Source organism: Kribbella sp. NBC_00359, assembly GCF_036097425.1.
Taxonomy (GTDB): domain Bacteria; phylum Actinomycetota; class Actinomycetes; order Propionibacteriales; family Kribbellaceae; genus Kribbella.
This window is the reverse complement of the sequence record NZ_CP107975.1, coordinates 966434-991096: the sequence shown is the minus strand read 5'-3', so window position 1 is coordinate 991096 and position 24663 is coordinate 966434. Positions and strand designations below refer to the sequence as shown.

Here is a 24663-nt window from a genome sequence, read left to right as displayed (position 1 = left end):
ATCCGGCCGCGCAAGGATTCGGCAGCCGGCTCGCGGAGCTGACCGAGATCCGCGTCCGCCATCCGGAGCGCGTCGCCGAAGCCTGGCAGCAGCGCCGGACCCGCGCGCTGGTCGGCGACGACGGCCGGCTGCTGATCGTGGCGGCCGACCACCCGGCGCGGGGCGCACTCGGCGTCCGCGGTGACCGGATGGCGATGGCCAGCCGGCCCGACCTGATCGACCGGCTGCTGACCGCCTTGCAACGGCCCGGTGTCGACGGTGTCCTCGCGACCCCCGACGTACTCGAGGATCTGTTGCTGCTCGGCGCGCTCGAAGGCAAGGTCGTCATCGGCTCGATGAACCGCGGCGGCCTGCAGGGCGCGTCCTTCGAACTCGACGACCGCTTCACCGCCTACCGCTCGGCGGAGGAGATCGCCGCCCGCCGGCTCGACGGCGGCAAGATGCTGACCAGGATCGACCTGGCCGACCCGGGCACCGTGGCCACGCTGGATCACAGCGCCGCCGCGGTCACGGGGCTGGCCGACCACAAGCTGATGGCGATGGTGGAGCCGTTCTGGTCCACCCGCACCGACGACGGGCGGGTGACGAATCTGCTCGACCCGGACTCGGTGATCAAGTCGATCCAGATCGCCTCCGGTCTTGGCGCGACCAGCGCGTACACCTGGCTCAAGCTGCCGGTCGTCGACGACCTCGAACGGGTGATGGAGGCAACGACCCTGCCGACGCTGCTGCTCGGTGGTGACCCGACCGGCGCGCCGGAGGCGACGTACGCGGCCTGGGGAAAGGCGCTGATCCTGCCCTCGGTCCGTGGCCTCGTCGTCGGCCGGGCGCTGCTGTTCCCGCCCGACGGTGACGTGGCGGCCGCGGTCGACCACGCCGCGGCCCTCGTCCATGGAGGTGCCGCATGACCGAGTGGTTCCGGCCGCGGGGTTCCACGGCGCGCGACGGCTTCGAGTTGATGGTCCGGCCCGGTGAGCGGGACTGGCACCACACCGGGCTCTCGATCCGCACGTTGCTTCCCGGTCAGTCGGTGGAGATCGACACCGGCGACTGCGAATACCTCGTCCTCCCGTTGAGTGGCTCGGCAGAGGTGATCATCGACGGCGAGACCGTGCCGCTCGGCGGGCGCGCCGACGTCTTCGCCGGCCCGACCGACCTCGCCTACGTGCCCCGCGGTACGACGTTCGCGGTCGTCAGCGCCGGTGGCGCCCGGGTCGCCTTCCCGAACGCGAAGGCAGCCCGGGACTACCCGTTCCGCCGGATCGGCATCGAGCAAGTGGAGACGGAGCTGCGCGGTGCCGGCGTCGCCTCCCGGCAGGTCCGGAACTTCGGTACGCCGGGTGTCCTCGAGGCGGACTCGATCATCGCCTGCGAGGTGCTCACCCCGGCCGGCAACTGGTCGTCGTACCCACCGCACAAGCACGACGAGCACAAGCCGGGCCACGAAAGCGAGCTCGAGGAGATCTACTACTTCGAGTTGCAGCTCTCGGACGACGTACCGGAAGGTGTCAAGGGCAACGATCCGATCGGCTACCAGCGGGTCTACGGCACCGAGGACCGGCCCATCGACGTGCTGGCCGAGGTCCGCAGCGGCGACCTGGTGCTGGTCCCGCACGGCTGGCACGGCCCGGCGATGGCGCCGCCCGGCTACGACATGTACTACCTGAACGTGATGGCCGGCCCCGGCACCGAACGCCAGTGGCTGATCACCGACGACCCACAGCACGCGTGGGTCCGCGAGCTGTGGAACACCCAGCAGGTCGACCCCAGACTTCCCCTTGGAGAGCAGCGATGACGACAGGGCTGTCCCGGACCGTGCGGCTGACCGTCGCCCAGGCACTGGTGCGCTTCCTGAGCGTGCAGTACTCCGAGCGCGACGGCCGGCGGCAGAAGCTCTTCGCCGGATGCTTCGGCATCTTCGGCCACGGCAACGTCGCCGGTGTCGGCCAGGCGCTGCTGCAGTCCGAGCTGGCCGACCCCGAGGCGCTGCCCTACATCCTGGCCCGCAACGAGCAGGCCATGGTGCACACCGCGGCGGCGTACGCCCGGACCACGAACCGGCTGCGGACCTACGCCTGTACGGCGAGCATCGGCCCCGGCTCCACGAACATGCTGACCGGCGCCGCGCTCGCGACGGTCAACCGGCTGCCGGTCCTGCTGCTGCCGTCGGACACGTTCGCCACCCGGGTCGCGACCCCGGTGCTGCAGGAGCTGGAGAACGTCGGCGCCGGCGACATCAGCGTGAACGACGCGTTCCGCCCGGTGTCGCGGTACTTCGACCGCGTCAGCCGGCCCGAACAGCTGCCGTCCGCACTGCTGAATGCGATGCGTGTGCTCACCGACCCGGTCGAGACCGGCGCGGTCACCCTGGCGCTGCCGCAGGACGTGCAGGCGGAGGCGTACGACTGGCCGCAGGAGCTGTTCGCCGAGCGCGAGTGGCATGTGGCGCGACCGTTGCCTGAGGCAAACATTCTCGACCAAGCGGCCACGCTGATCCGCAACGCGCGGCGTCCGTTGATCGTCGCCGGTGGCGGCGTGGCGTACGCCGAGGCGAACGACGTACTGCGGACCTTCGCGGAGGCGACCGGGATCCCGGTCGGGGAATCCCAAGCAGGCAAGGGATCGCTGCGCTACGACCACCCGCAGTCGGTCGGGGCGATCGGCTCGACCGGGACGACCGCGGCGAACGCACTCGCCGAGTCGGCTGACCTCGTGATCGGCATCGGCACCCGCTACGCCGACTTCACGACCGCATCCAGGACCGCGTTCCAGAACCCCGATGTGCGGTTCGTGAACATCAACGTGGCCAGGTTCGACGGCGGCAAGCACGCCGGTCTGCCGGTGGTGGCCGACGCCCGGGAGGCGCTGACCGCGCTCACGACCGCGCTCGACGGGTGGTCGGTCGACGACGACTACCGGGCGGAGACCGCGCGGCTGGCGAGCGAGTGGGACGCGATCGTGGAGCAGACGTACAACCCGCCGGCCGAGGTGACCGGCAAGCTGGCCGCCGGCCTGCTCACCCAGGGCGAGGTGCTGGGCTCTGTGAACGAGCTGTCCGATCCACGAGACGTCGTCGTCTGTGCGGCCGGCTCGATGCCGGGCGACCTGCACAAGCTCTGGCGGACCCGCGACGGCAAGGGCTACCACGTCGAGTACGGCTACTCGTGCATGGGCTACGAGATCGCCGGCGGGATCGGCGTACGACTCGGTGCCCCGGACCGGGACGTGTTCGTGATGGTCGGCGACGGCTCCTACCTGATGATGTCGACCGAGCTGGTCACCGCGGTGCAGGAGAACGTCAAGGTGATCGTCGTACTGGTCCAGAACCACGGGTTCGCCTCGATCGGCGCGCTGTCGGAGTCGCTCGGCTCCCAGCGGTTCGGTACGTCGTACCGCTACCGCACCGGGGACGGCCGGCTGGACGGCGACCACCTGCCGGTCGACCTGGCCGCGAACGCCCGCAGTCTCGGCGTCGAGGTGATCGAGGTCGAGAGCCGGGCCGAGTTGGAGAAGGCGATCGGGATCGCGAAGGCCGCGGCCGGGCCGGTGCTGATCCACGTCCGGACCGATCCGTTGATCGGTGCCCCGGACAGCGAGTCGTGGTGGGACGTCCCGGTCAGCGAGGTGTCGACGCTCGAGTCGACGATTGCCGCGCGGACGGCCTACGAGGAGTTCAAGGCCGGCCAGCGCACCTACGTGGCACCGGTGACGTACACACGGGAGACGGAGGACTGATCGGTGGCGGACAGACTCACTTGTCGGGGACACGCGAATCCACGGGCCGGAGGCTCTTCGGCTCTGCAGGTAGGAGAAGTCGTGGAAGAAGGGGAAGAGAGATGTTCGGATCTGGCAGGCGGCGGCTGCTGACCGCTGCGGTCGTTGTGAGTCTGGTGGTCACAGCGGCCGCATGTAGCAGCAGCGGGGGGAAGAAGGCGGAGGAGGCGGCCGCCGGCGGCGCGGCGGCCGGTCAGGCCGACACGCCGAAGATGACGGTCGCGATGATCACCCACGGCGCGCCCGGTGACACCTTCTGGGACATCATCCAGAAGGGTGCCAAGGCCGCGGCGGCGAAGGACAACGTCGATCTGAAGTACTCGTCCGACCCGTCGTCGGGCAACCAGGCGAACCTGATCCAGAGCGCCATCGACAGCAAGGTCGACGGCATCGCGGTCACGCTTCCCGATCCACCGGCGCTGATCCCGGCGGTGAAGAAGGCCATCGCCGCGGGTATCCCGGTGGTCGCACTGAACGCGGGCATCGGCTCGTTCGAGCAGTCGGGTGCGCTGTCGTACTTCGGTTCGGACGAGACCGTGGCCGGAGAGGCCGGCGGTCAGCGAGCCACCGAGGGTGGCTACAAGCACCTGCTGTGCGTGATCCAGTTCCAGGGTCAGGTTCAGCTCGAGGATCGCTGCAACGGAGTGAAGAACACCTTCAAGGGGCAGTGGACCAAGATCTACGTCAACGGTTCGGACCGGCCGTCGGAGCAGTCCACGATCGCCGCGAAGCTGAAGCAGGACCCGAGCATCGACTTCATCATCACCCTCGGCGCGTCGGACGCGCTGGCGGCGATGAACGCGGTGAAGGACTCGGGCAGCACGGCCAAGGTCGGCACCTTCGACTTCAACCCGCAGATCCCGGCGAAGATCAAGTCGGGTGAGCTGCAGTTCGCGATCGACCAGCAGCCCTACCTGCAGGGCTACGAATCGGTCGACTCACTGTGGCTGTACAAGAACAACGGCAACATCATCGGCGGCGGGAAGCCGACGCTGACCGGGCCGTTCCTCGTCGACAAGCAGAACGTCGACTTCGTGGGCAAGTTCGCTGCCGGCGGCACCCGGTAGTCCGATCGGGCCACCGCCTGCGGTGGCCCGGTCGGAACTGAAACTAGGAGGTCTCCATGACCCAGACACTGGCTGCCAGTCCGGCACCGCCGGCGCAGGACGAGCGCGTGGGCCGCAGGTCCGCCGTCTCCAGGTTGCTGGCCCGTCCCGAGCTCGGGGCGCTGGTCGGCGCGATCGTCATCTATGTCGTCTTCTTCATCGTGGCCCCGCCGTTCCGGGACGCCACGTCGTTGTCCACCGTCCTCTACTCGAGCTCCGTGTACGGAATCCCGGCGATCGCCGTCGCGGTCCTCATGATCGGCGGTGAGTTCGACCTGTCGGCGGGTGTCGCCGTCACCAGTTCGGCGCTCGTCGCCTCGATGTTCAGTTACCAGTTCACCGCGAACATGTGGGTCGGGGTCGTGGTGTCCCTGGTGGTCGCGCTCGGGATCGGCTTCGTGAACGGCTATCTCGTCGTCAGGACGGGGATTCCGAGCTTCCTGGTGACGCTGGGCACGTTCTTCATGCTGCGCGGCCTCAACCTGGCGCTGACCAAGCAGGTCACCGGGAACGTCGCGACCAACGACGTGTCGAACATCGACGGGTTCGGCTCGGCCCACAACGTGTTCTCGTCCCAGTTCACCGTCGGCAGCGCGACGATCAAGATCACCCTGCTGTGGTGGCTCCTCTTCATCGTCTTGGCGACGTGGCTCCTGCTCCGTACGAAGATCGGCAACTGGATCTTCGCCGTCGGCGGTTCGGCCCCGAGCTCCCGGGCGGTCGGAGTACCGGTCAAGCGGGTGAAGATCGGGATGTTCATGGGCGTCAGCTTCCTGGGCTGGTTCATCGGCATGCACACGCTGTTCGCCTTCAACACGGTGCAGTCGGGCCTCGGGGTGGGCAACGAGTTCATTTACATCGTCGCCGCCGTGGTCGGTGGCTGCCTGCTCACCGGTGGGTACGGGTCCGCGATCGGCGCCGCGATCGGCGCCTTCATCTACGGCATGGCCGAGCTGGGCATCGTCTACGCCGGCTGGAACCCCGACTGGAAGTACTTCTTCCTGGGCGTGCTGCTGCTGGGCGCCATCCTGCTCAACACCTATATCCGTCGACGTGCGGAGGCATCACGATGACTGTGACCACGGAAGCTCCCGCCAAGGCGCCGCTGGTTCGGCTCAGCGCCTGTGACAAGAACTACGGCAACATCATCGCCCTGGGCGGCATCTCGCTCGAAGTGGACGCCGGTGAAGTGACCTGCGTGCTCGGGGACAACGGGGCCGGCAAGTCCACGCTGATCAAGATCATCGCCGGTCTGCACCAGCCGACCCACGGCTCCTACGAGGTCGAAGGGGAGGAGGTCACCTTCGGGTCGCCCCGGGAGGCGCTCGAGCGGGGGATCGCGACGGTGTACCAGGACCTGGCCGTCGTACCGCTGATGCCGGTCTGGCGGAATTTCTTCCTCGGCAACGAGGTCAGCAAGGGCGTCGGCCCGCTCCGCCGGATGGACATCGACCTGATGCGGAAGACGACCAAGAAGGAGTTGCTCGACATGGGCATCGACCTTCGCGACGTCGACCAGCCGATCGGACAGCTGTCCGGTGGCGAGCGGCAGTGTGTCGCCATCTCCCGGGCGGTGTACTTCGGGGCGAAGGTGCTGATCCTGGACGAGCCCACCGCCGCGCTCGGGGTGAAGCAGTCCGGAGTGGTGCTGAAGTACATCGTCCAGGCCCGGGACCGCGGCCTCGGCGTCATCTTCATCACCCACAACCCACACCACGCCTACCCGGTCGGCGACCGGTTCTTGCTGCTCAAGCGCGGCAAGACGCTCGGGTACTACAAGAAGGACGAGATCACCCGGGACGAACTCACCGCGCTGATGGCCGGCGGCGCCGAGCTCGAGGAACTGCACCACGAGCTCGAGCAGGGCGGCGGTGCGGTCGCCGAGGCGGCGCAGGTGCTCTCGGAAGAGGTGCAGGAACTCGGCATCACCGAACGGCCCACCGCCTCCTGACCAGCCGGTTCCGCCGCCTGGACGGGGCGGCGGAACCGCCCGGAGACCCACCCACCTGGAAGGACCCCACTTGATGAGCACTAGTCCAAGCAGCGGCCCTCGCCTGGCGCTGGGCAGCTGTCCCGATTCCTGGGGCGTCTGGTTCGCCGACGACCCGCTGCAGACCCCGTGGCAGCGCTTCCTCGACGAGCTGTCCGGCGTCGGCTACCGCTGGGTCGAGCTTGGACCGTACGGCTACCTGCCGACCGACCCCGCGCGGCTGACCGACGAGCTCGAGCAGCGTGGGTTGAAGGTGTCCGGGCAAGCCGTCGGCGCACCCCTGCAGGACGCCGGGCAATGGCAGTCCACCCTCGACGAGGCCCGCAAGGTCGCGGAACTGGTGACCTCAGTCGGCGGGCGCTTCCTGGTGATCCTCCCCGCGGCGTACCGGGACGAGCGGACCGGCGCGTCGAAGGCGGTGCGCGAGCTCGACACCGACGACTGGAACACGTTGATCCGGCAGAACAACGAGCTCGGCCGCATCATCGGCGAGGAGTACGGCCTCACGGTGGCCCTCCACCCGCATGCGGACTCCCACGTGGAGACGCAACCGCAAGTGGAGCGATTCCTGCAGGACACCGACCCGCGCTACGTCTCGCTGTGTCTCGACACCGGGCACTTCGCCTACCGGCACGGCGACAACGTCGCGATCATCGAGAAGTACCCGGAGCGGCTGGGGTTCCTGCACATCAAGGGCGTCGATCCGGAGGTTCTGAAGGTGGTCGACGCGGAGGACCTGCCGTTCGGGGAGGCCGTCAAGCGCGGCGTGATGGCGGAACCGCCGAACGCCGAGCCGAAGATCGAGCCGATCGCCGCGGCGCTGCGGGCGCTCGACCGGGACGAGGTCTTCGTCATCGTCGAGCAGGACCTGTATCCGTGCGACTTCGGCAAACCCGAGCCGATCGCCCGGCGGACGTACGACTACCTGCGCAGTGTGGGAATCGGAGGTGACCACTGATGACGGTCCGGGTCGGAGTCATCGGCGTCGGCATGATCGGGCAGGACCACATCCGGAGGCTGACACAGGTGCTGTCCGGTGCTCAGGTGGTCGCCGTGACGGACGTGGACCCGGCGCGGGCCCAGTCGATCGCGGACGGACTGACCAGCTGCACGGTGCACGCGACCGGGCAGGAGCTCATCGGTGACGACGCGGTCGACGCCGTACTGGTGACGTCGTGGGGACCGACGCATGAGGAGTTCGTGCTGGCGGCGATCGAGGCGGGCAAGCCGGTGTTCTGCGAGAAGCCGCTGGCCACCACGCAGGAGGCGTGCCGCCGGATCGTCGACGCCGAGGTCGCGAGTGGGAAGCGGCTCGTGATGGTGGGCTTCATGCGCCGGTACGACGCGCCGTACCAGGCGGTGAAGGCGGCGGTCGACGACGGCTCGATCGGCGCGCCGCTGCTGATGCACTGTGCACACCGCAACCCGTCGGTGCCGCCGTACGGCTTCACGACGGAGATGATCATCACCGACTCCGCCATCCACGAGATCGACCTGGTGCGGTGGATGTTCGGCGAGGAGATCGTGGCGACCACGGTGCTCAAGCCGCGGCGCAACAGCAACGCCGGGGACGACCTGCAGGATCCGCTAATCATCCTGCTGGAGATGGCCAGCGGGGTGCTGGTGGACGTCGAGGTGTCACTCAACATCCGCTACGGGTACGACATCCGCGGTGAGGTCGTCGGCGAGATCGGTACGGCGGCACTGGCCGAGACTGCCGGCGCAGTGGTCAAGAGCGACGGCCGGTACGCCGGCCGCGTGCCGGCGTCCTGGCAGGAGCGGTTCGTCCGGGCGTACGACGTCGAACTGCAGGACTGGATCGACGCAGTGGCCTCCGGCGGGTTCACCGGCCCGAGCGCCTGGGACGGTCATCTCGCGGCAGTGGTGTCGGACACCTGCCTGGAGGCACTGCGGATCGGTCAGCGAGTCGAAGTCGCCTCGCATGAACGCCCCGACTTCTACACGAAGGGCTGACCCATGAAACTCGCCCTCGATCCGTACATGTTCCGTGGTACGCCGTTGCTCGAGCTGCCACGCCTGGTCGCCGAGCTCGGTTACCAGTGGATCGAGCTGTCACCCCGGGACGACTTCATCCCGTTCTTCAACCACCCGCGGGTGAACGACGCAGGAGTGGCTGCCTTCAAGAAGGAGCTGGCCGCGGCCGGAGTCGGCGTGTCCTCGGTGCTGCCGCTGTTCAAGTGGTCCGGCCCGGACGAGGACGACCGGCAGGCGGCCGTGCGGTACTGGAAACGTGCCATCGAGATCACCGCCGCGCTCGGCGTCGACACGATGAACTCGGAGTTCAACGGCCGGCCGGAGCAGGCGGCCCGCAGCGAGGCGCAGTTCTGGCGCTCGCTGGAGGAACTCCTGCCGGTCTTCGAGCGGGAGGGGATCAAACTCGCGCTGGAGCCGCACCCGGACGACTTCGAGGAGGACGGGAAGGCGGCGGTCGACCTGATCCGGGGGATCAACAGTCCGCTGGTGACCTTCCTGTACTGCGCTCCGCACACCTTCCACATGGGCAACGACGCGCAGGGGATCATCGACTACGCCGGTGACCTGCTCACCAACATCCACGTCGCGGACTCGTTCGACCACACCGGCTCGTCCGGGCTCCGCTACATCGTCAACCCGCCCGGATCGACGGTCCGGGTGCACCAGCACCTGGACATCGGCCAGGGCGAGGTCGACTTCGACGAACTGTTCGCGTGCCTGGCCACGGCCGGGTTCAATGGCACCATCACGACCTGTGTCTTCGCTTGGGAGGAACGAGCTCGCGAGTCGAGCACGTTCATGCGGGAGAAGATCACGGAGCTACTGACCAAACAAGGGATCCAGACGTGAGTACTCAGCGAATCACCCACCTGATCGGCGGGAGCCCGTGGACCGGGGTCTCGGAGCGCACCAGCAAGGTCTACAACCCGGCGACCGGTGAGGTCACCGGCGAGCTCGACCTGGCCTCGGCCGCGACCGTCGACGAGGTCGTCAAGGTCGCCCACGAGGCGTCCCGCACGTGGGCGCAGACCTCGCTGACCCGGCGGACCCAGGTGCTGTTCGCGTTCCGGGAGCTGGTGAACCAGCACAAGGAGCGGATCGCCGCGCTGATCACCGCCGAGCACGGCAAGGTGCTGTCGGACGCCGTCGGCGAGGTCACCCGCGGTCTGGAGGTGATCGAGTTCGCCTGCGGCATCCCGCATCTGCTCAAGGGCGGTTTCAGCGAGGGTGTGTCGACCAAGGTCGACGTGTACTCGATCCGCCAGCCGCTCGGCGTCAGCGCGGTCATCTCCCCGTTCAACTTCCCGGCGATGGTGCCGATGTGGTTCGTCCCGATCGCGGTTGCCTGTGGCAACAGTGTGGTGATCAAGCCGTCCGAGAAGGACCCGTCGGCCGCGAACGCGATGGCCGAGCTCTGGAAAGAAGCCGGTCTACCGGACGGTGTCGTCAACGTCGTTCACGGTGACAAGGAGGCCGTCGACCGGCTGCTCGAGCACCCGGACATCAAGTCCGTCTCCTTCGTCGGCTCGACCCCGATCGCGAAGTACGTCTACGAGACCGGCACCAGGCACGGTAAGCGCGTGCAGGCGCTCGGTGGTGCGAAGAACCACATGATCGTGCTGCCCGACGCGGACCTGGACCTGGCCGCCGACGCCGCGGTGAACGCCGGCTTCGGTTCGGCCGGTGAGCGGTGCATGGCGATCTCCGCGCTGGTCGCGGTCGAGCCGATCGCCGACGAGCTGATCGGCAAGATCAAGGAGCGGATGGCGAAGCTCAAGACCGGCGACGGGACCCGCGGCTGCGACATGGGCCCGCTGGTCACCGGCCCGCACCGCGACAAGGTCGCCGGGTACGTCGCCGCCGGTGTGGACGAAGGCGCCGAGCTGGTCGTGGACGGCCGGGACGGTGAGTTCGACGGTGGGGCCGACGGGTTCTGGCTCGGGCCGACGCTGTTCGACAAGGTGACGCCGGAGATGTCGATCTACACCGACGAGATCTTCGGGCCGGTGCTGTCGGTCCTCCGGGAGCCGTCGTACGACGCCGCCCTCGACCTGGTGAACTCGAACCCGTACGGCAACGGCACGGCGATCTTCACCAACGACGGTGGCGCCGCCCGCCGGTTCCAGAACGAGGTCGAGGTCGGCATGGTCGGCATCAACGTGCCGATCCCCGTCCCGATGGCCTACTACTCCTTCGGCGGCTGGAAGAACTCCCTCTTCGGCGACACCCACGCCCACGGCATGGAAGGTGTCCACTTCTTCACCCGCGGCAAGGTCGTCACCTCCCGCTGGCTCGACCCGAGCCACGGCGGCATCAACCTGGGCTTCCCCACCCACGACTGAGCGTCAGGGGCGCTTCGCCTGGTCGCGTGCGGCTGCCGTGCTGCCGCGGACGACCAGGTGGGGCGTGAGGACGAACTCCTCGGCGGTGGTCCGGCCGTTCTCCAGCCGGTCCGCCGCCGCCTCGACCGCGTGGGCGGCGAGCTCCGCCGCGTTCTGATCGACCGACGTCAGGTCGATGTGCGCGAGCCGCGCCAAGGTGCTGTTGTCGTACCCGACGAGCGAGACCTCCCCGGGTACGTCGACGCCGGCCCGGAGGAACGTGTCCTGCACGCCGACGGCACACATGTCGTTCGACGCGACCACCGCGGTCGGTAGCGGCCCGGACTCCAGCAGGACCCGGCCGGCCTGGGCGCCGGCCCGCTCGTCGTGCCCGCCCGGGACGATCCGCACCGAGGCGCGGGCGCCGTGGCTCTTCATCGCGTCGCGGTAGCCACGGCGACGAAGGGCCGCGATCGGGCCCTTGCCACCGTCGACGAAGGCGATGTCGCGGTGACCGAACTCGACCAGGTGCGCGACCGCCTGCGCCACCCCGAGGTCGTCCGCGGCCCGGACCACGTCGAGCCCGGCGCCGGTGTGCTTCCCGATCACGACGACCGGCAGCTGCTCGCCGGTCAGGTCTGCGACCGGTCCGGCCGCGCCGAGGAGGAGGAGGGCCTCGCAGCGGAAGTCCAGCAGGGTCTCGATCGCGCGCCGCTCGTCCCGCTCGGCGGTCACGGTGCTGAGGACCAGCTCGTAGCCGCGGCCAGCGCTGGCCCGATGCAGATCCTCGACCAGCTCCGCATGGAACGGACTCCGGATGTCGAGCATGACGCCCAACAGCCGGGTACGACGGCGCGCGAGCAGACTCGCGGTCCGGTCGGGCCGGTAGCCGAGCCGGTCGGCGGCCTCCCGCACCCGGCGCCGGGTTTCCTCGCTGGGGCCCGGCCGATCGCTGAGCGCGAGCGAGACCGACGACGGTGACATGCCGATCGCGGCCGCCACATCCTCCAGCCGTGGACGCCGGGTCACGCCGGCCGGACGTCGATCGCGAGTGGTCACGGAATCTCCCGGTGGCGAGGCCTTGACAATGGTTTGTCAGGACAAGCATGGTAGCAGAGTCTTAAAGCGCTTGAAATTCAACAGGCGCAGGGAATCCGGTTCTGTGCAGGTGAGGAGCAGTCATGTCATCTCAGTCCATCGGCGTGGCGGTGATCGGTGCGGGGATGGCCGGCCGCGCGCACCTGGCCGGGTATCGGGCCGCGACCGCGATCCACGGCGCCGGGCTGCCCGAGGTGCGGTTCGTCGCCGTCGGTGATGTCAACGCCGGCGTCGCGAAGGAGTCCGCCGACCGGTTCGGGTACCAGCGGGCCGAGACCAGGTGGCAGGCCATCGCCGAGGCGCCTGACGTCGACGTCGTCAGCGTGGTGGTCGCCAACACGTTGCACCGCGTGATCGTCGAGGGTTTGCTTGCCGCCGGCAAGCATGTGCTGTGTGAGAAGCCGCTGGCGCCGAGTGTCGAGGACGCGGCCGCGATGGTGTCCGCCGCACGGGCCTCCGACCGGCAGACTGCCACAGGTTTCACCTTCCGGCGGTCGCCGGCGATCAACGCCGTTCGCGCGCAGCTGCGGTCCGGAGCGATCGGCCGGCCGCTGCACCTCGACGGGCACTACTGGTGCGACTACGGCTGTGACCCGATGGCTCCGATGAGCTGGCGGTACAAGGGTGGCCCCGGTTCCGGTGCGCTCGCTGACATCGGCGCTCACCTGGTCGATGTGGCCGAGTTCCTCGGCGGTCCGATCGAGTCGGTCGGCGGGGCGGTGCTGGCGACGTACATCACCGAGCGGCACCTTCCGGTCGGTGCGGTCGTGGGGCATGCCCTGGCGGCGGTCAGCGACGAGACGGAGCCGGTCGAGAACGAGGACCTGGTCAGCTTCACCGCGCGGTTCGCGTCCGGAGCCACTGCGACGCTGTCGGCGTCCCGGACCTCCTTCGGTCACCCGAACGGGCTCGGTTTCGAGGTGTTCGCGGAGAAGGGTTCGGCCACGTTCGAGCTCGCCCGGGCGTCGGAGTTCGGCTTCGTCGACGGCACGGCACCCCTCGCGACCCAGGGATACCGCCAGGTGCTCGTCGGCCCGGAACACCCCTACATCACCGGTGGCCTGCCGATGGACTTCCCCGGCGTCGGCCATGGGCAGAACGACCTGTTCGCCTTCCAGGCCAGGGCATTCCTCGGCCAGGTGGCCGGTGTCGAGGGACTCCCGCCCTGCCCGACCTTCGAGGACGGGCTGCGCAACCTGCGGCTGCTGGGAGCCGTTGTCACCTCGGCCCAGACCGGCGGCGCGGCCGTCACCATCGACTGATCCGGAAGGACCATCACCATGAAGCTCGGTGCCTACACGGCCTGCCTGCACGACCTGCCCATCGGTGAAGCGTTGACGACGCTGCGCGGACTCGGTCTCGACAGCGCGGAGATCAACTCGGGCGGCTTCCTGCCCGCGCCGCATCTGCCGATCGACGCGATCCGCGGGAGCAAGGACGCCCGCGACGAGTACCTCGCCCAGTTCGACGCCGCCGGCGTCGCGCTGACAGCTCTGAACTGCAACGGCAATCCGCTGCACCCCGACCCGGACGTACGGCGCAAGCACGGCCAGGACGTGGTCGACGCCATCGAGCTCGCCGCCCTGCTCGGCGTCAAGCGGGTCGTCACCATGTCCGGCCTGCCCGAGGCGCACGCCGGTGGTACGGCGCCGTCCTGGACGGTCCTGCCGTGGGACAGCGTGTACCTCGACGCCCGCGACTACCAGTGGAACGAGGTGGCGATCCCGTACTGGAAGGACATCCAGGCCCGGGCTGCCGACGCCGACGTGAAGGTGTGCATCGAGATGCATCCGCACAACCTGGTCTATAACCCGGCCACCATGGTGCGGCTCGCCGAGGAGATCGGCGCCACCCACGTCGGGGCCGAGATGGACCCGAGTCACCTGTTCTGGCAGGGGATCGATCCGGTCGCCGCCCTGGACAGTCTCGGCGGCCTGGTCTACAACGCGGCCGCGAAGGACACCCGGATCAACGCGGCAGCCAAGGTCAACGGCGTACTGGACGATCGCTTCGGCCGGGTGCTTCCGACGGATCCCGGCGCCATCGGCCTGGGGGGCAAGGACACGCTCAGCCGCTGGCCGGAGAACTCCTCCTGGGACTTCGTCGCCGTCGGCCGTGGTCACGATGTCGCGTTCTGGACCGACTTCCTCGCCGCGATCAAGCGCATCGACCCGGACATGGCTGTCAACATCGAGCACGAGGACCAGGAACTGGGCCAGCTGGAAGGCCTCGAGTACGCCGCCAAGACCCTCCTGACCGCGGCCGCCGGCTGACATATCCACGCCTGAAAGCGTTGGTTTGGGTGTAGCGTCGAAGACGACCCCCGGGGCATGAGGAGTACCGCGGCGTACGACGGCCGTCGGCCTGTGCGATGTCAGCGATCTTCAAGCTCCGGGAGTGCGTCATGTCGAAGAACAAAGGCGGACGTGAAGTCCGCAAACCCAAGCAACCCAAACAGCCGAAACCCAACCCGAGCGACAGCTCGATCATCCCGCCGACCAAGCAGGGCCGGAAGTAGGCGTGGGCGCCGTTGACCGGCGGAGGAAGGTTGGGTAGCGTCACGCAGGCGTGCTGAGGGCGCGCCGAGACTCGCCGGAAGGCTGGAAGCCACCTCACGATCGATCAGCCGAGTGCGGTGGTTGACGCTCTCTTGTGGCCCGTGCGAGTCCGGGCGCGAGAGGACGCGTCATGAGACTGCTGCCGGATCGGCCGAGTATCGAGTACCTGCGCAAAGAGGCCAAGGACCTTCTTGGTGTGCTGCGCGAATCCGATCCAGGAGCCTCGCTGGCCGATGCGCAGCGCGCCCTGGCCGCTGAGTACGGCGAACGGGACTGGCCTGCGCTGAAGGCCGAGGTCGAGCGACGGCTCGCGGACACGCCCGCCGCGCCGGACGGGCTGGCGGAGGCGCTGGCCGGCGCCTTCGGCCTGGGCGAGGTCACCGCCGCGGCCACACCGGTTTCGTTCACGCCGATGGGGCGGTGCTGGGGAATCACGACCGACCGAGGTCGGTGGCTTGCCGTCACGGTCTATGACTGGATCACCGCCGAGCAGGCCGAGCTCGGTGCCCGGCTGCGGGATGCCGCGGTCGCGGCCGGCGTGACGGCGCCGGTTGCCGTGCGGAGTATGGGAGGACGACTGATCGAGAGCATCCGAGGTGAGAGCTGGCGCGTTCACGAGTGGATCGAAGTCGGCCCTTCGCCGGTGTTGCCGATCTCGAGGGCGTTGGCGCGGCGAGTCGGTACGACGCTGGGCACGCTGCACACGTTGGCCATTCCCAGCGATGTGCCCATCAGCCCGTACGTGACCTCACGCCGCGCTGAAGCAGATTGGTATCAGTTGCGCGACAGAGCCCGCGCTGCCGGGAAGCCATGGGCCGAGCAGCTCGACGCATCGCTTCCGGCTTTGCTTGATCTGCACGGGATCGAGACGGGTATCGCCGCTGACAGGCTGATGCTCTGCAACCAGAACTTCATCCCGTCGCACGTCCGGCAGGGCCGGAACGACGAGCTCATCGTGATGGAGTGGGACTTCGCCGGGTCGCTCACGCCCGAACTGGAAATCGGCATCGCGCTGACGCACTGGACCATGCGGCCGTCCACCAACCCGAAGGCGGTTGTGGCGTTCCGCGAGGGCTATCTGACCGTTGCGGATTGGCCGAAGCTCACGCTGGGTTCTTTCGGCGTCGCCGTGACCGCCTGGCTCAACTGGGCCTACAACGCGATCTGCGAAGCCATCGATCCCGACGATCCGGAGCGCGCCGTCTTCGCAGAACGAGAGGCGGTCGGTGTCCTCGGCTACGCGATCACGCGTGTGCGCCTCGAGGAGCTACTCGAGGCCTCACGCCGGCTGTCCCGCCAGTACGGCGGCGAGCGAGGTGGCAGCCGGCTCCGCGAGATGGCCGTGGAGGAGCTCGATCCGGTGGACGAGCCGCGGCGTGGTGAGGGGAACCGCGGCGAGTCCCTCGGTCGTGGCCGACTCGGGCAGGACGGCCAGACCGTGGCCTTCGGCGAGCAACGTCTGCAGGGTTTGGAGGTCGGTGCCGGCGTAGGTGAGCGCAGGGCGGAAGCCATCGGATCCAGCGGCACTGCGGAGGGTGGTCACGGGAGCGGCGAGGTCGGGGGCGTCGATCCAGCGGGCGTTGGTCAAGTCGTGGAGGCTGATGCCGCGGCGGCGGGCCAGTGGGTGGTCCGCGGCAAGCGCCACGACCAGTTGCTGGTGCGCCACGGCGGTGGTGCGTAGTGATCCCGCGTCAGACAACCGCAAGGGATCGCTGGGCGCGGCGACGCCGTCGACCAGGCCCAGGGCGAAGTCTCCGGCGGCCACTCCTCGGGCTACGGCGTCGCGGCCGCAGACCGTCAGGGTGACCTCGGTGCCTGGGCGGGAGCGTCGTACCTCGCGGAGAGCGATCGCCAGGCGGCCGTCGGCTGCGGCCAAGGGGGAGGCGGCGATGGTGAGGGTGCCCGCTGGGTCGGCGATGGTACGGCGGACGTCGGCGCGGGCGGCGTCAAGGCGGAGGAGGATGGGCGCGGCGTGTTCGAGGAGGCGCTCGCCGGCTGGGGTCGGGACCACGGGACGTCGGCGGAGGAGCGGCGTACCGAGGTCGTGTTCGAGGGCGGCGATGTGCTGGGAGACGGCGGATTGGGTGTAGCCGAGGCGGTCCGCGGCCGCGGAGAACGAGCCGCACTCGGCGACAGCGACGAACGTCCGCAGCAGGTGGGGATCCACGCCGATCAGTATCGCTTATGCGGACTGCAGAGATCATCGTTGGCGCTGATACCGGCTCGACACCCAGGATGGACGGCATGAACGCTTACTCAGGACGCATCGCCCTGGTCGGAGACCGCTCACCGCACGTCCGTTCGCACGGGCGGGTGCCCGGTCTGCTGGATCGGTTGAAGGATCGTGACAACCTGGACCTCGACGTGTACTGGGTCCCGACCGAGGAGGTCGACGAGGACCTGAAGGGGTTCGACGGGATCTGGCTGGTTCCGGGGAGCCCGTATCGAGACGAGGCCGGAGCGATCGCCGCGGTCCGGATCGCGCGGGAGAACGGGATCCCGTTCCTCGGCACGTGTGCAGGGTTCCAGCACGCGATGCTCGAATTCGCCCGCAACGTGTGCGGGCGGCCGGACGCGCAGAACGCGGAGAGCAGTCCGGACGCGGAGGACCTGCTCATCGTCCCGCTGGCCTGCTCACTCGTCGGTCACGAGGATGCGGTCCAGGTGACGCCGGGGACTCGGGCCGCGGAGTTGCTGGGGGTGGAGCGGTCGCTGGAGCGGTACCACTGCTCCTACGGCCTCGACAGCAGCCGGATGGATCTGCTGCGCGAGCACGGCATGGTCTTCAGCGGGTACGACGACGCCGGCGACCCCCGCATCGCGGAGCTACCCGGCCACCCGTTCTACCTGGCGACCCTCTTCCAGCCCGAACTCGCAGGCGACGGCACCCGCCCCCATCCCCTCATCCAAGCCTTCGCCTGCGCAGCCGGCGGCAGTGACCGTGACTAGCGGACTGACGTTTTCGCGAGCGATTGCCGGGTGACTGCGGCCTGGAGTCTCTTCGGCCAGGGGAGGACGAGTGGATCGGAGCTCGCCTGCCATTGGCGGCTCAGTTCGCGCAGTGTTTCGGTGGCGCGGTCGAGGTCCGTGTCGAGGTAGGGACAGGGATCGGGCCGGGTGATGCCCCAGGTCTCGCGGGCCAGAGCGTACGGCGTCGGCCGGCCCTTCTCGACCGCCTCGTGAATGACAGTCGTGAGCGACTCACTGACGCCGATGCTGTTCGGCGCCTTCAGGATTCGGGTGCTTCGAGTCTTGGCGTCGTAGCGCTTCTTGCCCGCTGTCAGTTGCATGCTGTCGAACACCGCACCTGCCGCGATACAACCGAAGATGCCGTCGGGCATGCCGAGTTCGCGTTCGGTCACCGCGTGCGCGAGATCGTGCGGCACGCGGTGCTTGCGCGAGTACGAGGAGAGCGTGAACTCTGCCCCGTCCGCTCTCCGGATCAGGGTGAGGCACTCGCCGCGCGGGTCATGCAGGAAGGTGAGGTGCATGTGCCCAGGGTGGGCCTTGTGCACGCCCCCGCACCACTGGTTTAGATCTGGGACGTGGGGCGGGGTTCGAGGCCGGCGGCTTGGTAGCAGGTGTCGATGAGCTGCATGGTGGCCAGAGCGTCGTTGGCGTCGGTGAGGAGCGGGGCGCCGTTGCGGACTGCCGCGGTGAAGGCCTCTAGTTGGTAGGTGTAGGAGCTGCGCGTGCCCAGGTGTTCGACCCAGGTGTCTTCCTTGGTTGTGACGATGACCCGGTCGTCGTTCTGGGGGAGCACGAAGAACGGTGCGAAGGCCTCACCGCGGGTGCCGATGACCTTCAGGCTGAACTCGACGTTCTCGGCGGCCATGCTCGTGCGGACTGCGCCGGTTGCGCCGCTCGGGAACTCGAAGTCGGCGTTGAGCCACTCGTCGACGCCGGGCAGCCGCTTGCGTTCGCCGGCGCGGGCGTTGGTCAGCTTCGGGGCACCACCGGCGTACGGCGCCAGCATCCGCTGGGCGTGGATGGCGTAGCAGCCGACGTCCATGACGGCGCCGCCGGCGAGCGGGAGTGACCAGCGCGGGTCCTGGTCCGGCGGCGGAGGCATCACCATGGTCGCCTCGACGTGCTGCAGGTCGCCGAGCTCACCCTTGGCCACGAGGTCCTGCAGGCGGCGCATCACCGGGTGGTAGGCGTAGTGAAAGGCCTCCATGAAGACCACGCCACGCTCGTGGGCGGCGTCGCGTACCTGGGCGGCTTCCACGGCGTTGCTGGCCGACGGCTTCTCGGTCAGCACATGCTTGCCCGCGGCAATCGCCCGCAGGTTCCACGGGCCGTGCAGGCCGTTGGCGAGCGGGTTGTAGACGACCTCCACCTCGGGGTCGTCCAGGACCTCCTGGTACGACGCGTGCACCCGTTCGACCTGGTGTTCCGCCGCGAACGCCTCGGCCCGGCCGGAGTCCCGGGCCGCCACCGCGACCAGCCGGGCGCCGGTCGACCGGGCCGGCGCGACGATCGCCCGGTCCGCGATCCGGGCGGCACCGAGCATCCCGATACGCAGCGGTTCCATGGCTTCTCCCTCGATGGTCGGCCGTACGGGCGGCGTACGGCGGGGTCGTCCGAGTGGCGCGCCGGTAAGCGTAGCCCGAGGCTCCGGCGGCGAACGTTCCATCCTGCCTGACGAGCACCCGCCCCCGACAGCACCTGCCCGTGATCCGGACCGGGTTCACCCAACGTTCATGTCCTTGCTGTGGGCACTCAGTGGGTCTCGCGGCGGGTGCTGTGGTCGGCGAGGGCGCCGGTCAACCGGTCTGCGGTCCAGCTCTCCGCGACCGCCTGGCGGAGGAGGCCGGCCTGCGACAGGGGTGCCAGGCCGTTGATGGGCTGGTCGCGGTCGAGGTTGGTCGGGAAGGCATAGCCCTCGGCCGTGGCGGCGATGACGTTCTCCACGGCTACGGGATCGGTCAGTCGGAGCAGGGTGGGATAGACCGCGTCGATCATCCCTGCCCGGTCGATGCTCTCCATCGCGCGCCCGAAGGCGGATGAGACCTGCAGGAGGTTGGCCATCCGCTTGATGTCGGCGGAGTGGTTGCTGCCGGCCGCGTGGAACAGCGCCGGGTTGAAGAACACCGCGTCGCCCTTCTCCAACGGCAACTGCACGTGGTTCTCCACGAAATAGGAGGCGAACGACGGCTGCCGGTACGCCAGGTACCCCAGCTCGTACTTCTGTGAGTGCGGCAGATACAGCGTCGGCCCCGACTCGACCGGCATGTCGCAGTGCGCGACCGCTCCCTGCAGCGTCAACGCCGGCGACAACCGATGCACATGTGCCGGGTACTGCGCTGCCACCTCGTCGGACTGGAATCCGAGGTGGTAGTCCCGATGCACCGTCTGCCCCTCGCCGCCCGGGTTCACCACGTTCACCTGCGACGTCACCTGGTACGCCGGCCCCAGCCAAGCCGACGCGACCAGCGCGAGCAGATCGTTGGCGTAGTACGCCGCGAACACGTCCGGTGCCGCGATCGCCAGCTTCTCGAGCGCGTTCCAGACCCGGTCGTTCGCACCCGGCTTGGCGAAGTGGTCACCGGCCGCGGTCCCGGACTCGTGCTGCCGGGCGATCAGGCGGTTGAACTCGGCCGTCGCCGCGTCGACCATCTCGTTGCCAAAGGCCCCTTTCAGGACGACGATCCCGGGCCCGTCGGCGAACGCCCGGACGAACTCGGCCTGCACGGCCCGCGGGTCCTCGCGCCGGATCCGCACCGCGTCGTACAGCGGCACCTGCTGCTCGATCCGCTCGGCGTACGGGTAGTCCGCGGGGTCCGTCTGCTGCTTGAGCACCGTCAACAGGTCTTCCAGCTGAACGTCGGACGGTTTCAACCACATGGGTGGCTCCTCTCGGGGTGATTGTTCTAGCCTGGGGTCTTCTTGACGGGTTCGGAATCCCCTGGATCCACCAAAAACCCGTCATTCGGAGCGGAGGGCGACGATGGGACGCGAGCATCGGGTCCGCGACATCGCGGTCCAGGCCGGTCTGAGCGAGACGACCGTCGACCGGGTGCTGAACGGCCGGGCCGGCGTCAGCGCCCGCGCGCGCCGCCAGGTCGACCAGGCCGTGCACGACCTCGACCGGCAAGCCGCCCAGATCCGGCTCGGTGGTCGCACGCTGGTGATCGACCTGGTCATGCAGGCCCCGGCCCGCTTCTCCGGATCGGTCCGTGCCGCCCTAGAGGCGGCGCTGCCCGGTCTGCGCCCGGCGGTGCTGCGGGCCCGATTCGACCTGAGTGAAACCGCCTCCGCCGCCGACGTGGTCGCGACCCTGGACAAGCTGCGGAAACGCGGTTCGCAGGGCGTGATCCTCAAGGCGCCGGACGAGCCCGAGGTCGTCGAAGCCGTCGATCGCCTGGTCGCCGCCGGCGTCCCGGTTGTCACCCTGGTCACCGATCTGCCCAGCAGTCAGCGTCTCGCGTACGTCGGCATCGACAACCGGTCCGCCGGTGCGACAGCGGCGTACTTCCTCACGCAATGGCTGGGCGCGGAGCCCGGCACTGTGCTCGTCACGCTGAGCCGCGGCTCGTTCCGTGGTGAAGAGGAACGCGAGATGGGCTTCCGCTCCACCCTGCGCCGGCTGGCACCGGGCCGCGCGGTGGTGGAGCTTGCCGAGACCGATGGCCTCGACACCACCATCCACGGACAGGCCCTGGCCGCGCTCACCGCCGATCCGGCGATCAACGCGGTCTACTCCATCGGCGGCGGCAACCGTGCCATCGTCCAGGCCTTCGACGACCTGGACCGCGAGTACCGCTGCTTCGTCGCCCACGACCTCGACGCCGACGACCTCTCGCTCCTCCGTGCCGGTGCGCTTTCCGTGGTTCTGCACCACGATCTCCCGACCGACCTGCACCACGCCTGCCAGCACCTCCTGCAGGCCCACCACCTGCTCCCAGCGGTCCGTACGCCGCCCAGCAACCTGCAGCCGATCACGCCGTACAACCTGCCCGGATGATCTGGCCTAGAGCGACCTGGTGGTCGCCCGTACGACCAGGTCCGGATCGGTGATGACCTCTTGTGGCGGGCCGTCCTCGCAGATGGCGAGGCCGAGGGCGGCCGCCGCGAGTCGATCGGCGTTCTGGGCGATGGTTGTCAGCTGAATGTGCTCCAGGCGCGACGGCGTCGAGTCGTCGTACCCGATGATCGAAACGTCCCGGCCCCGCAGGGCGTGCAGGAGGCCGATGCCGCAGGCATCGTTGAAGGCGGCAACGGCTGTGACGCCGGACGGCAGCTCGCGGGCGGCTGCCGCACCGGCGGACTCGGTCGGGCCGCCGGCGATGACAAGGGGTTCGAGCCCGGCGCGGCGCATCGCCTGGGTGTAGCCGGTCCGACGTTCGGCCGCGCCGGGAGCACGGGCACCGTCGACGTGAGCGATGCGGGTGTGGCCGAGCGACAGTAGGTGCTCCACGGCCAGGCGAGATCCGGCCGCGTCGTCGGTGCGTACGACCTGAACGCCGGCGGCCCGTACTTTGCGGGCGATCACGACCGCCGGCTGAGCTTCGGCAAGTGCGGCCAAGACGGACGGCGGGGCGGTGGGAGCGAGCAGCACCAGCGATTCGCAGCGGTAGTCCAGCAGAGACTGGATCGCGACCGCCTCCCGACGGGAACCGGTGACCGCGCTCAACGTGAGGTCGTAGCCGAGCGCCTCGGCCGCCGGGTAGAGCGCCTCGACCAGGTCGCCGTGGAAGGGCTGGCCAACATCGAAGGCCACGCCGATCAGCCGCGTGCGCTGCCGCCCGAGCAGCCGGGCCCGGTGGTCCGGGCGGTACCCGAGCTCGTCGCCGGCCGCGAACACGCGGGCCCGGGTCTCGTCGCTCGCCCCCGGCACATCGCGGTAGACGATCGAGACCAGGGCGCGGGACACGCCGGCGCGGGCCGCGACGTCCTCCATCGTCGGTCGGTGATTCATCTCGCCGATTCTCCCAAGGTCTTGACCGGGACCATCAAAGCATTGTTCCCTAGCGATGACTAGAGCGCTCTAGTCCCTGCTCGCGAAGGGGGTTGCCGATGCGCACAGACCACGGCCTGCCGGTCGTACGCCTCGGGCTGATCGGAGCCGGCCGGATCGGCACCATGCATGCCGGCAACATCGCGCGGGACGTGCCCGGCGCCGAGCTGGCCGCGGTCGCCGACGCCAGACCGGAGGCGGCGCAGCGGCTCGCGGAGCGGTACGGCACCGAGGCCCAGGACGTGGACAGCCTGCTGAAGGATGTCGACGGCGTGGTGATCACCTCGATCGCCGCCGCTCACCTGGACCTGATCCAACGCGCTGCCGCGGCCGGGAAGCCGGTCTGGTGCGAGAAGCCCGCCTCGCTGACGCTCGACGAGATCGACCAGGCGATCGCAGCGACCGATGCCGCCGGGGTCCCCTTCCAGGTCGGCTTCAACCGACGGTTCGCCAAGGACTTCGCCGCGGCCCACCAGGCCGTCGTGGACGGCGAGATCGGTACCCCGCAGCTGATGCGCTCGATCACCCGGGACCCCGGCGGACCGGCTGGTCTGCGAGCTGGCATCCCGCCGTGGACGATCTTCCGCGAGACGCTCATCCACGACTTCGACACGCTCCTGTGGCTCAACCCAGGGGCCCGGCCGATCGAGGTCTTCACGAAGGCGGATGCGCTGGTGGCCCCGCAGTACAAGGAGGACGGGCTGCTCGACACCGCGGTCGTGCTGATCACCTTCGACAACGGCGCGATCGCGACCGCGGAAGCGAACTTCTCCGCGCTCTACGGCTACGACGTCCGCGGCGAGGTGTTCGGGAGCAAAGGCATGGTGATGGCCGGGGGCCTGCCGAGCAGTCCGCTGGTGCGGTACGGCGCGAGCGGCCTGCAGCAGCAGACGTTCCGCAGTGATGAGGAGATGTTCCACGACGCCTACGTGCGCGAGCTCGCGGAGTTCGCCGGCGTCGTGCGCGGGGACGGCGTACCGCCGGTCACCGGCCACGACGCACGCAACGCGTTGCGGGTCGCGCTGGCGGCGATGACGTCCTACCAGGAGAACCGTGCGGTGCGCATCGAGGAGGTCCGATGAGGCTGGCTGTCTGTGCTGAGTTGATGTTCGTCGACCTGCCCTTCGCCGAACGGGTGGAGCGGATCGACGCCGCCGGTTTCGACGTCGAGATCTGGACCTGGATGTCCAAGGACATCGCCGCGCTGAAGAAGACGGGCGCGGTGTTCTCGTCGATGACCGGGTACATCGGTGGCTCGCTGACCCACGAGCAGGATCGGCTGCTGGTGACCGCCGAGCAGTCCGTCCATGTCGCCCTGGAGCTCGGCTGCCCGCGCCTCAACCTGCACGGCACCGAGCTCAGGCTCGACGGGTTGCCGGTGACACCGACGTACGAGGTCACCGGCGCGATGTGGCTGACGGCCGCGCGCACGCTGGAGCGGCTGGCGAAGCTCGGCGAGCGGTACGGCGTGATGTTCGTGCTGGAGAACCTCAACACCGAGGTCAACCATCCCGGCGTGCCGTTCGGGAAGGCGGCCGACACGCTCGCGCTGGTCGAGGCGGTCGGGCATCCGCACCTGCGGCTGATGCTCGATCTGTACCAGGCGCAGATCGGCGAGGGGAACCTGATCGAGCTGATCCGCAAGGCGTTCCCGTACCTCGGCGAGATCCAGGTGGCCGACGTACCGACCCGCTGTGAGCCGGGGACCGGGGAGATCAACTACCCCATGATCGCCGCCGCCCTGCGGGAGCTCGGCTATGACGGCACGGTCGGGCTGGAAGCGTTCGCCTCGGCCGACACGGATCTCGCGCTGCGCCGTTTCCGGGACGCGTTCACAAAGGAAGCCATCTGATCAAATCCG

The 24663-nt window shown here is 69.0% G+C and carries 24 protein-coding genes; 16 read left to right on the top strand and 8 right to left on the bottom strand.

The genetic code is table 11. From position 1 onward, the window contains the following. The first annotated feature begins 38 nt into the window (after nucleotides 1-38). From OG876_RS04785 to OG876_RS04740, 10 genes are all read left to right on the top strand, one after another. Nucleotides 39-908, top strand: coding sequence for a Cgl0159 family (beta/alpha)8-fold protein (locus tag OG876_RS04785; RefSeq protein WP_405072183.1), 870 nt, complete (start codon nucleotides 39-41; stop codon nucleotides 906-908). After that, nucleotides 905-1795: a 5-deoxy-glucuronate isomerase gene (gene iolB / locus OG876_RS04780; RefSeq protein ID WP_328523526.1), complete on the top strand. Its 891-nt coding sequence runs from the start codon at nucleotides 905-907 to the stop codon at nucleotides 1793-1795. Before OG876_RS04785 ends, iolB begins: the two co-directional genes overlap by 4 nt. After that, nucleotides 1792-3735: a 3D-(3,5/4)-trihydroxycyclohexane-1,2-dione acylhydrolase (decyclizing) gene (gene iolD, locus OG876_RS04775; protein WP_328523525.1), complete on the top strand. Its 1944-nt coding sequence runs from the start codon at nucleotides 1792-1794 to the stop codon at nucleotides 3733-3735. Before iolB ends, iolD begins: the two co-directional genes overlap by 4 nt. Before the next feature lie 101 nt (nucleotides 3736-3836). Beyond that, nucleotides 3837-4841, top strand: a complete 1005-nt coding sequence (locus OG876_RS04770) for a sugar ABC transporter substrate-binding protein (protein ID WP_328523524.1) — start codon at nucleotides 3837-3839, stop codon at nucleotides 4839-4841. A 56-nt stretch (nucleotides 4842-4897) separates the two neighbouring features. After that, the gene (locus OG876_RS04765) at nucleotides 4898-5953 is read left to right on the top strand and encodes an ABC transporter permease (protein ID WP_328523523.1); all 1056 of its coding nucleotides are present in this window, start codon (nucleotides 4898-4900) and stop codon (nucleotides 5951-5953) included. Then, nucleotides 5950-6831 carry an ATP-binding cassette domain-containing protein gene (locus OG876_RS04760; RefSeq protein ID WP_328523522.1) on the top strand — a complete coding sequence of 294 codons (882 nt, stop codon included), beginning with the start codon at nucleotides 5950-5952 and terminating at the stop codon, nucleotides 6829-6831. The genes OG876_RS04765 and OG876_RS04760 overlap by 4 nt, the downstream gene beginning before the upstream one ends. 73 nt (nucleotides 6832-6904) lie before the next feature. Continuing rightward, the gene (locus tag OG876_RS04755) at nucleotides 6905-7828 is read left to right on the top strand and encodes a sugar phosphate isomerase/epimerase family protein (RefSeq protein WP_328523521.1); all 924 of its coding nucleotides are present in this window, start codon (nucleotides 6905-6907) and stop codon (nucleotides 7826-7828) included. After that, nucleotides 7828-8844: a Gfo/Idh/MocA family oxidoreductase gene (locus OG876_RS04750; RefSeq protein WP_328523520.1), complete on the top strand. Its 1017-nt coding sequence runs from the start codon at nucleotides 7828-7830 to the stop codon at nucleotides 8842-8844. Before OG876_RS04755 ends, OG876_RS04750 begins: the two co-directional genes overlap by 1 nt. A gap of 3 nt (nucleotides 8845-8847) precedes the next feature. After that, the gene (locus tag OG876_RS04745) at nucleotides 8848-9714 is read left to right on the top strand and encodes a sugar phosphate isomerase/epimerase family protein (RefSeq protein ID WP_328523519.1); all 867 of its coding nucleotides are present in this window, start codon (nucleotides 8848-8850) and stop codon (nucleotides 9712-9714) included. Next, a complete protein-coding gene (locus OG876_RS04740; protein ID WP_328523518.1) occupies nucleotides 9711-11207 on the top strand; it encodes a CoA-acylating methylmalonate-semialdehyde dehydrogenase in 1497 nt (498 codons plus the stop codon). The genes OG876_RS04745 and OG876_RS04740 overlap by 4 nt, the downstream gene beginning before the upstream one ends. A gap of 3 nt (nucleotides 11208-11210) precedes the next feature. Here the strand turns inward: OG876_RS04740 and OG876_RS04735 are convergent, their stop codons facing one another. Next, nucleotides 11211-12245, bottom strand: coding sequence for a LacI family DNA-binding transcriptional regulator (locus OG876_RS04735; protein WP_328523517.1), 1035 nt, complete (start codon nucleotides 12243-12245; stop codon nucleotides 11211-11213). A 122-nt stretch (nucleotides 12246-12367) separates the two neighbouring features. Between OG876_RS04735 and OG876_RS04730 the strand changes: the two genes are divergently transcribed. Both OG876_RS04730 and OG876_RS04725 read left to right on the top strand, forming a co-directional pair. Then, a complete protein-coding gene (locus OG876_RS04730) occupies nucleotides 12368-13546 on the top strand; it encodes a Gfo/Idh/MocA family protein (RefSeq protein ID WP_328523516.1) in 1179 nt (392 codons plus the stop codon). A gap of 18 nt (nucleotides 13547-13564) precedes the next feature. Next, the gene (locus tag OG876_RS04725) at nucleotides 13565-14557 is read left to right on the top strand and encodes a sugar phosphate isomerase/epimerase family protein (RefSeq protein ID WP_328523515.1); all 993 of its coding nucleotides are present in this window, start codon (nucleotides 13565-13567) and stop codon (nucleotides 14555-14557) included. A 349-nt stretch (nucleotides 14558-14906) separates the two neighbouring features. On the opposite strand, the gene OG876_RS04720 is transcribed toward OG876_RS04725, so the two are convergent. The 3 genes from OG876_RS04720 to OG876_RS04710 all read right to left on the bottom strand — a co-directional run bounded on the left by OG876_RS04720 (nucleotide 14907) and on the right by OG876_RS04710 (nucleotide 17009). After that, nucleotides 14907-15458, bottom strand: a complete 552-nt coding sequence (locus OG876_RS04720) for a hypothetical protein (protein ID WP_328523514.1) — start codon at nucleotides 15456-15458, stop codon at nucleotides 14907-14909. A gap of 132 nt (nucleotides 15459-15590) precedes the next feature. Further along, a complete protein-coding gene (locus OG876_RS04715) occupies nucleotides 15591-15863 on the bottom strand; it encodes a hypothetical protein (RefSeq protein WP_328523513.1) in 273 nt (90 codons plus the stop codon). Between the two features lie 258 nt (nucleotides 15864-16121). Continuing rightward, entirely contained in the window at nucleotides 16122-17009 is an 888-nt protein-coding gene (locus OG876_RS04710; RefSeq protein WP_328523512.1) for a LysR family transcriptional regulator, read from the bottom strand. A gap of 77 nt (nucleotides 17010-17086) precedes the next feature. On the opposite strand from OG876_RS04710, the gene OG876_RS04705 reads away from it, so the two are divergent. Beyond that, a complete protein-coding gene (locus OG876_RS04705; protein WP_328523511.1) occupies nucleotides 17087-17791 on the top strand; it encodes a CTP synthase C-terminal region-related (seleno)protein in 705 nt (234 codons plus the stop codon). On the opposite strand, the gene OG876_RS04700 is transcribed toward OG876_RS04705, so the two are convergent. The 3 genes from OG876_RS04700 to OG876_RS04690 form a co-directional block, all read right to left on the bottom strand. Further along, a complete protein-coding gene (locus OG876_RS04700) occupies nucleotides 17788-18333 on the bottom strand; it encodes a hypothetical protein (protein WP_328523510.1) in 546 nt (181 codons plus the stop codon). The genes OG876_RS04705 and OG876_RS04700 overlap by 4 nt on opposite strands. Before the next feature lie 41 nt (nucleotides 18334-18374). Beyond that, a complete protein-coding gene (locus OG876_RS04695) occupies nucleotides 18375-19376 on the bottom strand; it encodes a Gfo/Idh/MocA family protein (RefSeq protein ID WP_328523509.1) in 1002 nt (333 codons plus the stop codon). A gap of 188 nt (nucleotides 19377-19564) precedes the next feature. Beyond that, nucleotides 19565-20689 (bottom strand): phytanoyl-CoA dioxygenase family protein, encoded by a 1125-nt coding sequence (locus OG876_RS04690; RefSeq protein WP_328523508.1) that lies wholly within the window; start codon nucleotides 20687-20689, stop codon nucleotides 19565-19567. A gap of 103 nt (nucleotides 20690-20792) precedes the next feature. Here OG876_RS04690 and OG876_RS04685 point away from each other — a divergent pair, with 103 nt between their 5' ends. Then, nucleotides 20793-21809, top strand: a complete 1017-nt coding sequence (locus OG876_RS04685; RefSeq protein WP_328523507.1) for a LacI family DNA-binding transcriptional regulator — start codon at nucleotides 20793-20795, stop codon at nucleotides 21807-21809. Nucleotides 21810-21815: 6 nt separating this feature from the next. Here the strand turns inward: OG876_RS04685 and OG876_RS04680 are convergent, their stop codons facing one another. Next, nucleotides 21816-22763 (bottom strand): LacI family DNA-binding transcriptional regulator, encoded by a 948-nt coding sequence (locus OG876_RS04680; protein ID WP_328523506.1) that lies wholly within the window; start codon nucleotides 22761-22763, stop codon nucleotides 21816-21818. A 98-nt stretch (nucleotides 22764-22861) separates the two neighbouring features. On the opposite strand from OG876_RS04680, the gene OG876_RS04675 reads away from it, so the two are divergent. Both OG876_RS04675 and OG876_RS04670 read left to right on the top strand, forming a co-directional pair. Beyond that, nucleotides 22862-23884 carry a Gfo/Idh/MocA family oxidoreductase gene (locus OG876_RS04675; protein WP_328523505.1) on the top strand — a complete coding sequence of 341 codons (1023 nt, stop codon included), beginning with the start codon at nucleotides 22862-22864 and terminating at the stop codon, nucleotides 23882-23884. After that, nucleotides 23881-24654, top strand: a complete 774-nt coding sequence (locus tag OG876_RS04670) for a TIM barrel protein (protein WP_328523504.1) — start codon at nucleotides 23881-23883, stop codon at nucleotides 24652-24654. Before OG876_RS04675 ends, OG876_RS04670 begins: the two co-directional genes overlap by 4 nt. Nucleotides 24655-24663 lie beyond the last annotated feature (9 nt).

What these genes read in the sequence shown, in the direction of transcription:
- iolB (WP_328523526.1), top strand. Translation starts at nt 905, where the DNA reads ATGACCGAGTGGTTCCGGCCGCGGGGTTCCACGGCGCGCGACGGCTTC.
- iolD (WP_328523525.1), top strand. Translation starts at nt 1,792, where the DNA reads ATGACGACAGGGCTGTCCCGGACCGTGCGGCTGACCGTCGCCCAGGCA.
- OG876_RS04770 (WP_328523524.1), top strand. Translation starts at nt 3,837, where the DNA reads ATGTTCGGATCTGGCAGGCGGCGGCTGCTGACCGCTGCGGTCGTTGTG.
- OG876_RS04765 (WP_328523523.1), top strand. Translation starts at nt 4,898, where the DNA reads ATGACCCAGACACTGGCTGCCAGTCCGGCACCGCCGGCGCAGGACGAG.
- OG876_RS04760 (WP_328523522.1), top strand. Translation starts at nt 5,950, where the DNA reads ATGACTGTGACCACGGAAGCTCCCGCCAAGGCGCCGCTGGTTCGGCTC.
- OG876_RS04755 (WP_328523521.1), top strand. Translation starts at nt 6,905, where the DNA reads ATGAGCACTAGTCCAAGCAGCGGCCCTCGCCTGGCGCTGGGCAGCTGT.
- OG876_RS04750 (WP_328523520.1), top strand. Translation starts at nt 7,828, where the DNA reads ATGACGGTCCGGGTCGGAGTCATCGGCGTCGGCATGATCGGGCAGGAC.
- OG876_RS04745 (WP_328523519.1), top strand. Translation starts at nt 8,848, where the DNA reads ATGAAACTCGCCCTCGATCCGTACATGTTCCGTGGTACGCCGTTGCTC.
- OG876_RS04730 (WP_328523516.1), top strand. Translation starts at nt 12,368, where the DNA reads ATGTCATCTCAGTCCATCGGCGTGGCGGTGATCGGTGCGGGGATGGCC.
- OG876_RS04725 (WP_328523515.1), top strand. Translation starts at nt 13,565, where the DNA reads ATGAAGCTCGGTGCCTACACGGCCTGCCTGCACGACCTGCCCATCGGT.
- OG876_RS04705 (WP_328523511.1), top strand. Translation starts at nt 17,087, where the DNA reads ATGAACGCTTACTCAGGACGCATCGCCCTGGTCGGAGACCGCTCACCG.
- OG876_RS04700 (WP_328523510.1), bottom strand. Translation starts at nt 18,333, where the DNA reads ATGCACCTCACCTTCCTGCATGACCCGCGCGGCGAGTGCCTCACCCTG.
- OG876_RS04695 (WP_328523509.1), bottom strand. Translation starts at nt 19,376, where the DNA reads ATGGAACCGCTGCGTATCGGGATGCTCGGTGCCGCCCGGATCGCGGAC.
- OG876_RS04690 (WP_328523508.1), bottom strand. Translation starts at nt 20,689, where the DNA reads ATGTGGTTGAAACCGTCCGACGTTCAGCTGGAAGACCTGTTGACGGTG.
- OG876_RS04685 (WP_328523507.1), top strand. Translation starts at nt 20,793, where the DNA reads ATGGGACGCGAGCATCGGGTCCGCGACATCGCGGTCCAGGCCGGTCTG.
- OG876_RS04680 (WP_328523506.1), bottom strand. Translation starts at nt 22,763, where the DNA reads ATGAATCACCGACCGACGATGGAGGACGTCGCGGCCCGCGCCGGCGTG.
- OG876_RS04675 (WP_328523505.1), top strand. Translation starts at nt 22,862, where the DNA reads ATGCGCACAGACCACGGCCTGCCGGTCGTACGCCTCGGGCTGATCGGA.
- OG876_RS04670 (WP_328523504.1), top strand. Translation starts at nt 23,881, where the DNA reads ATGAGGCTGGCTGTCTGTGCTGAGTTGATGTTCGTCGACCTGCCCTTC.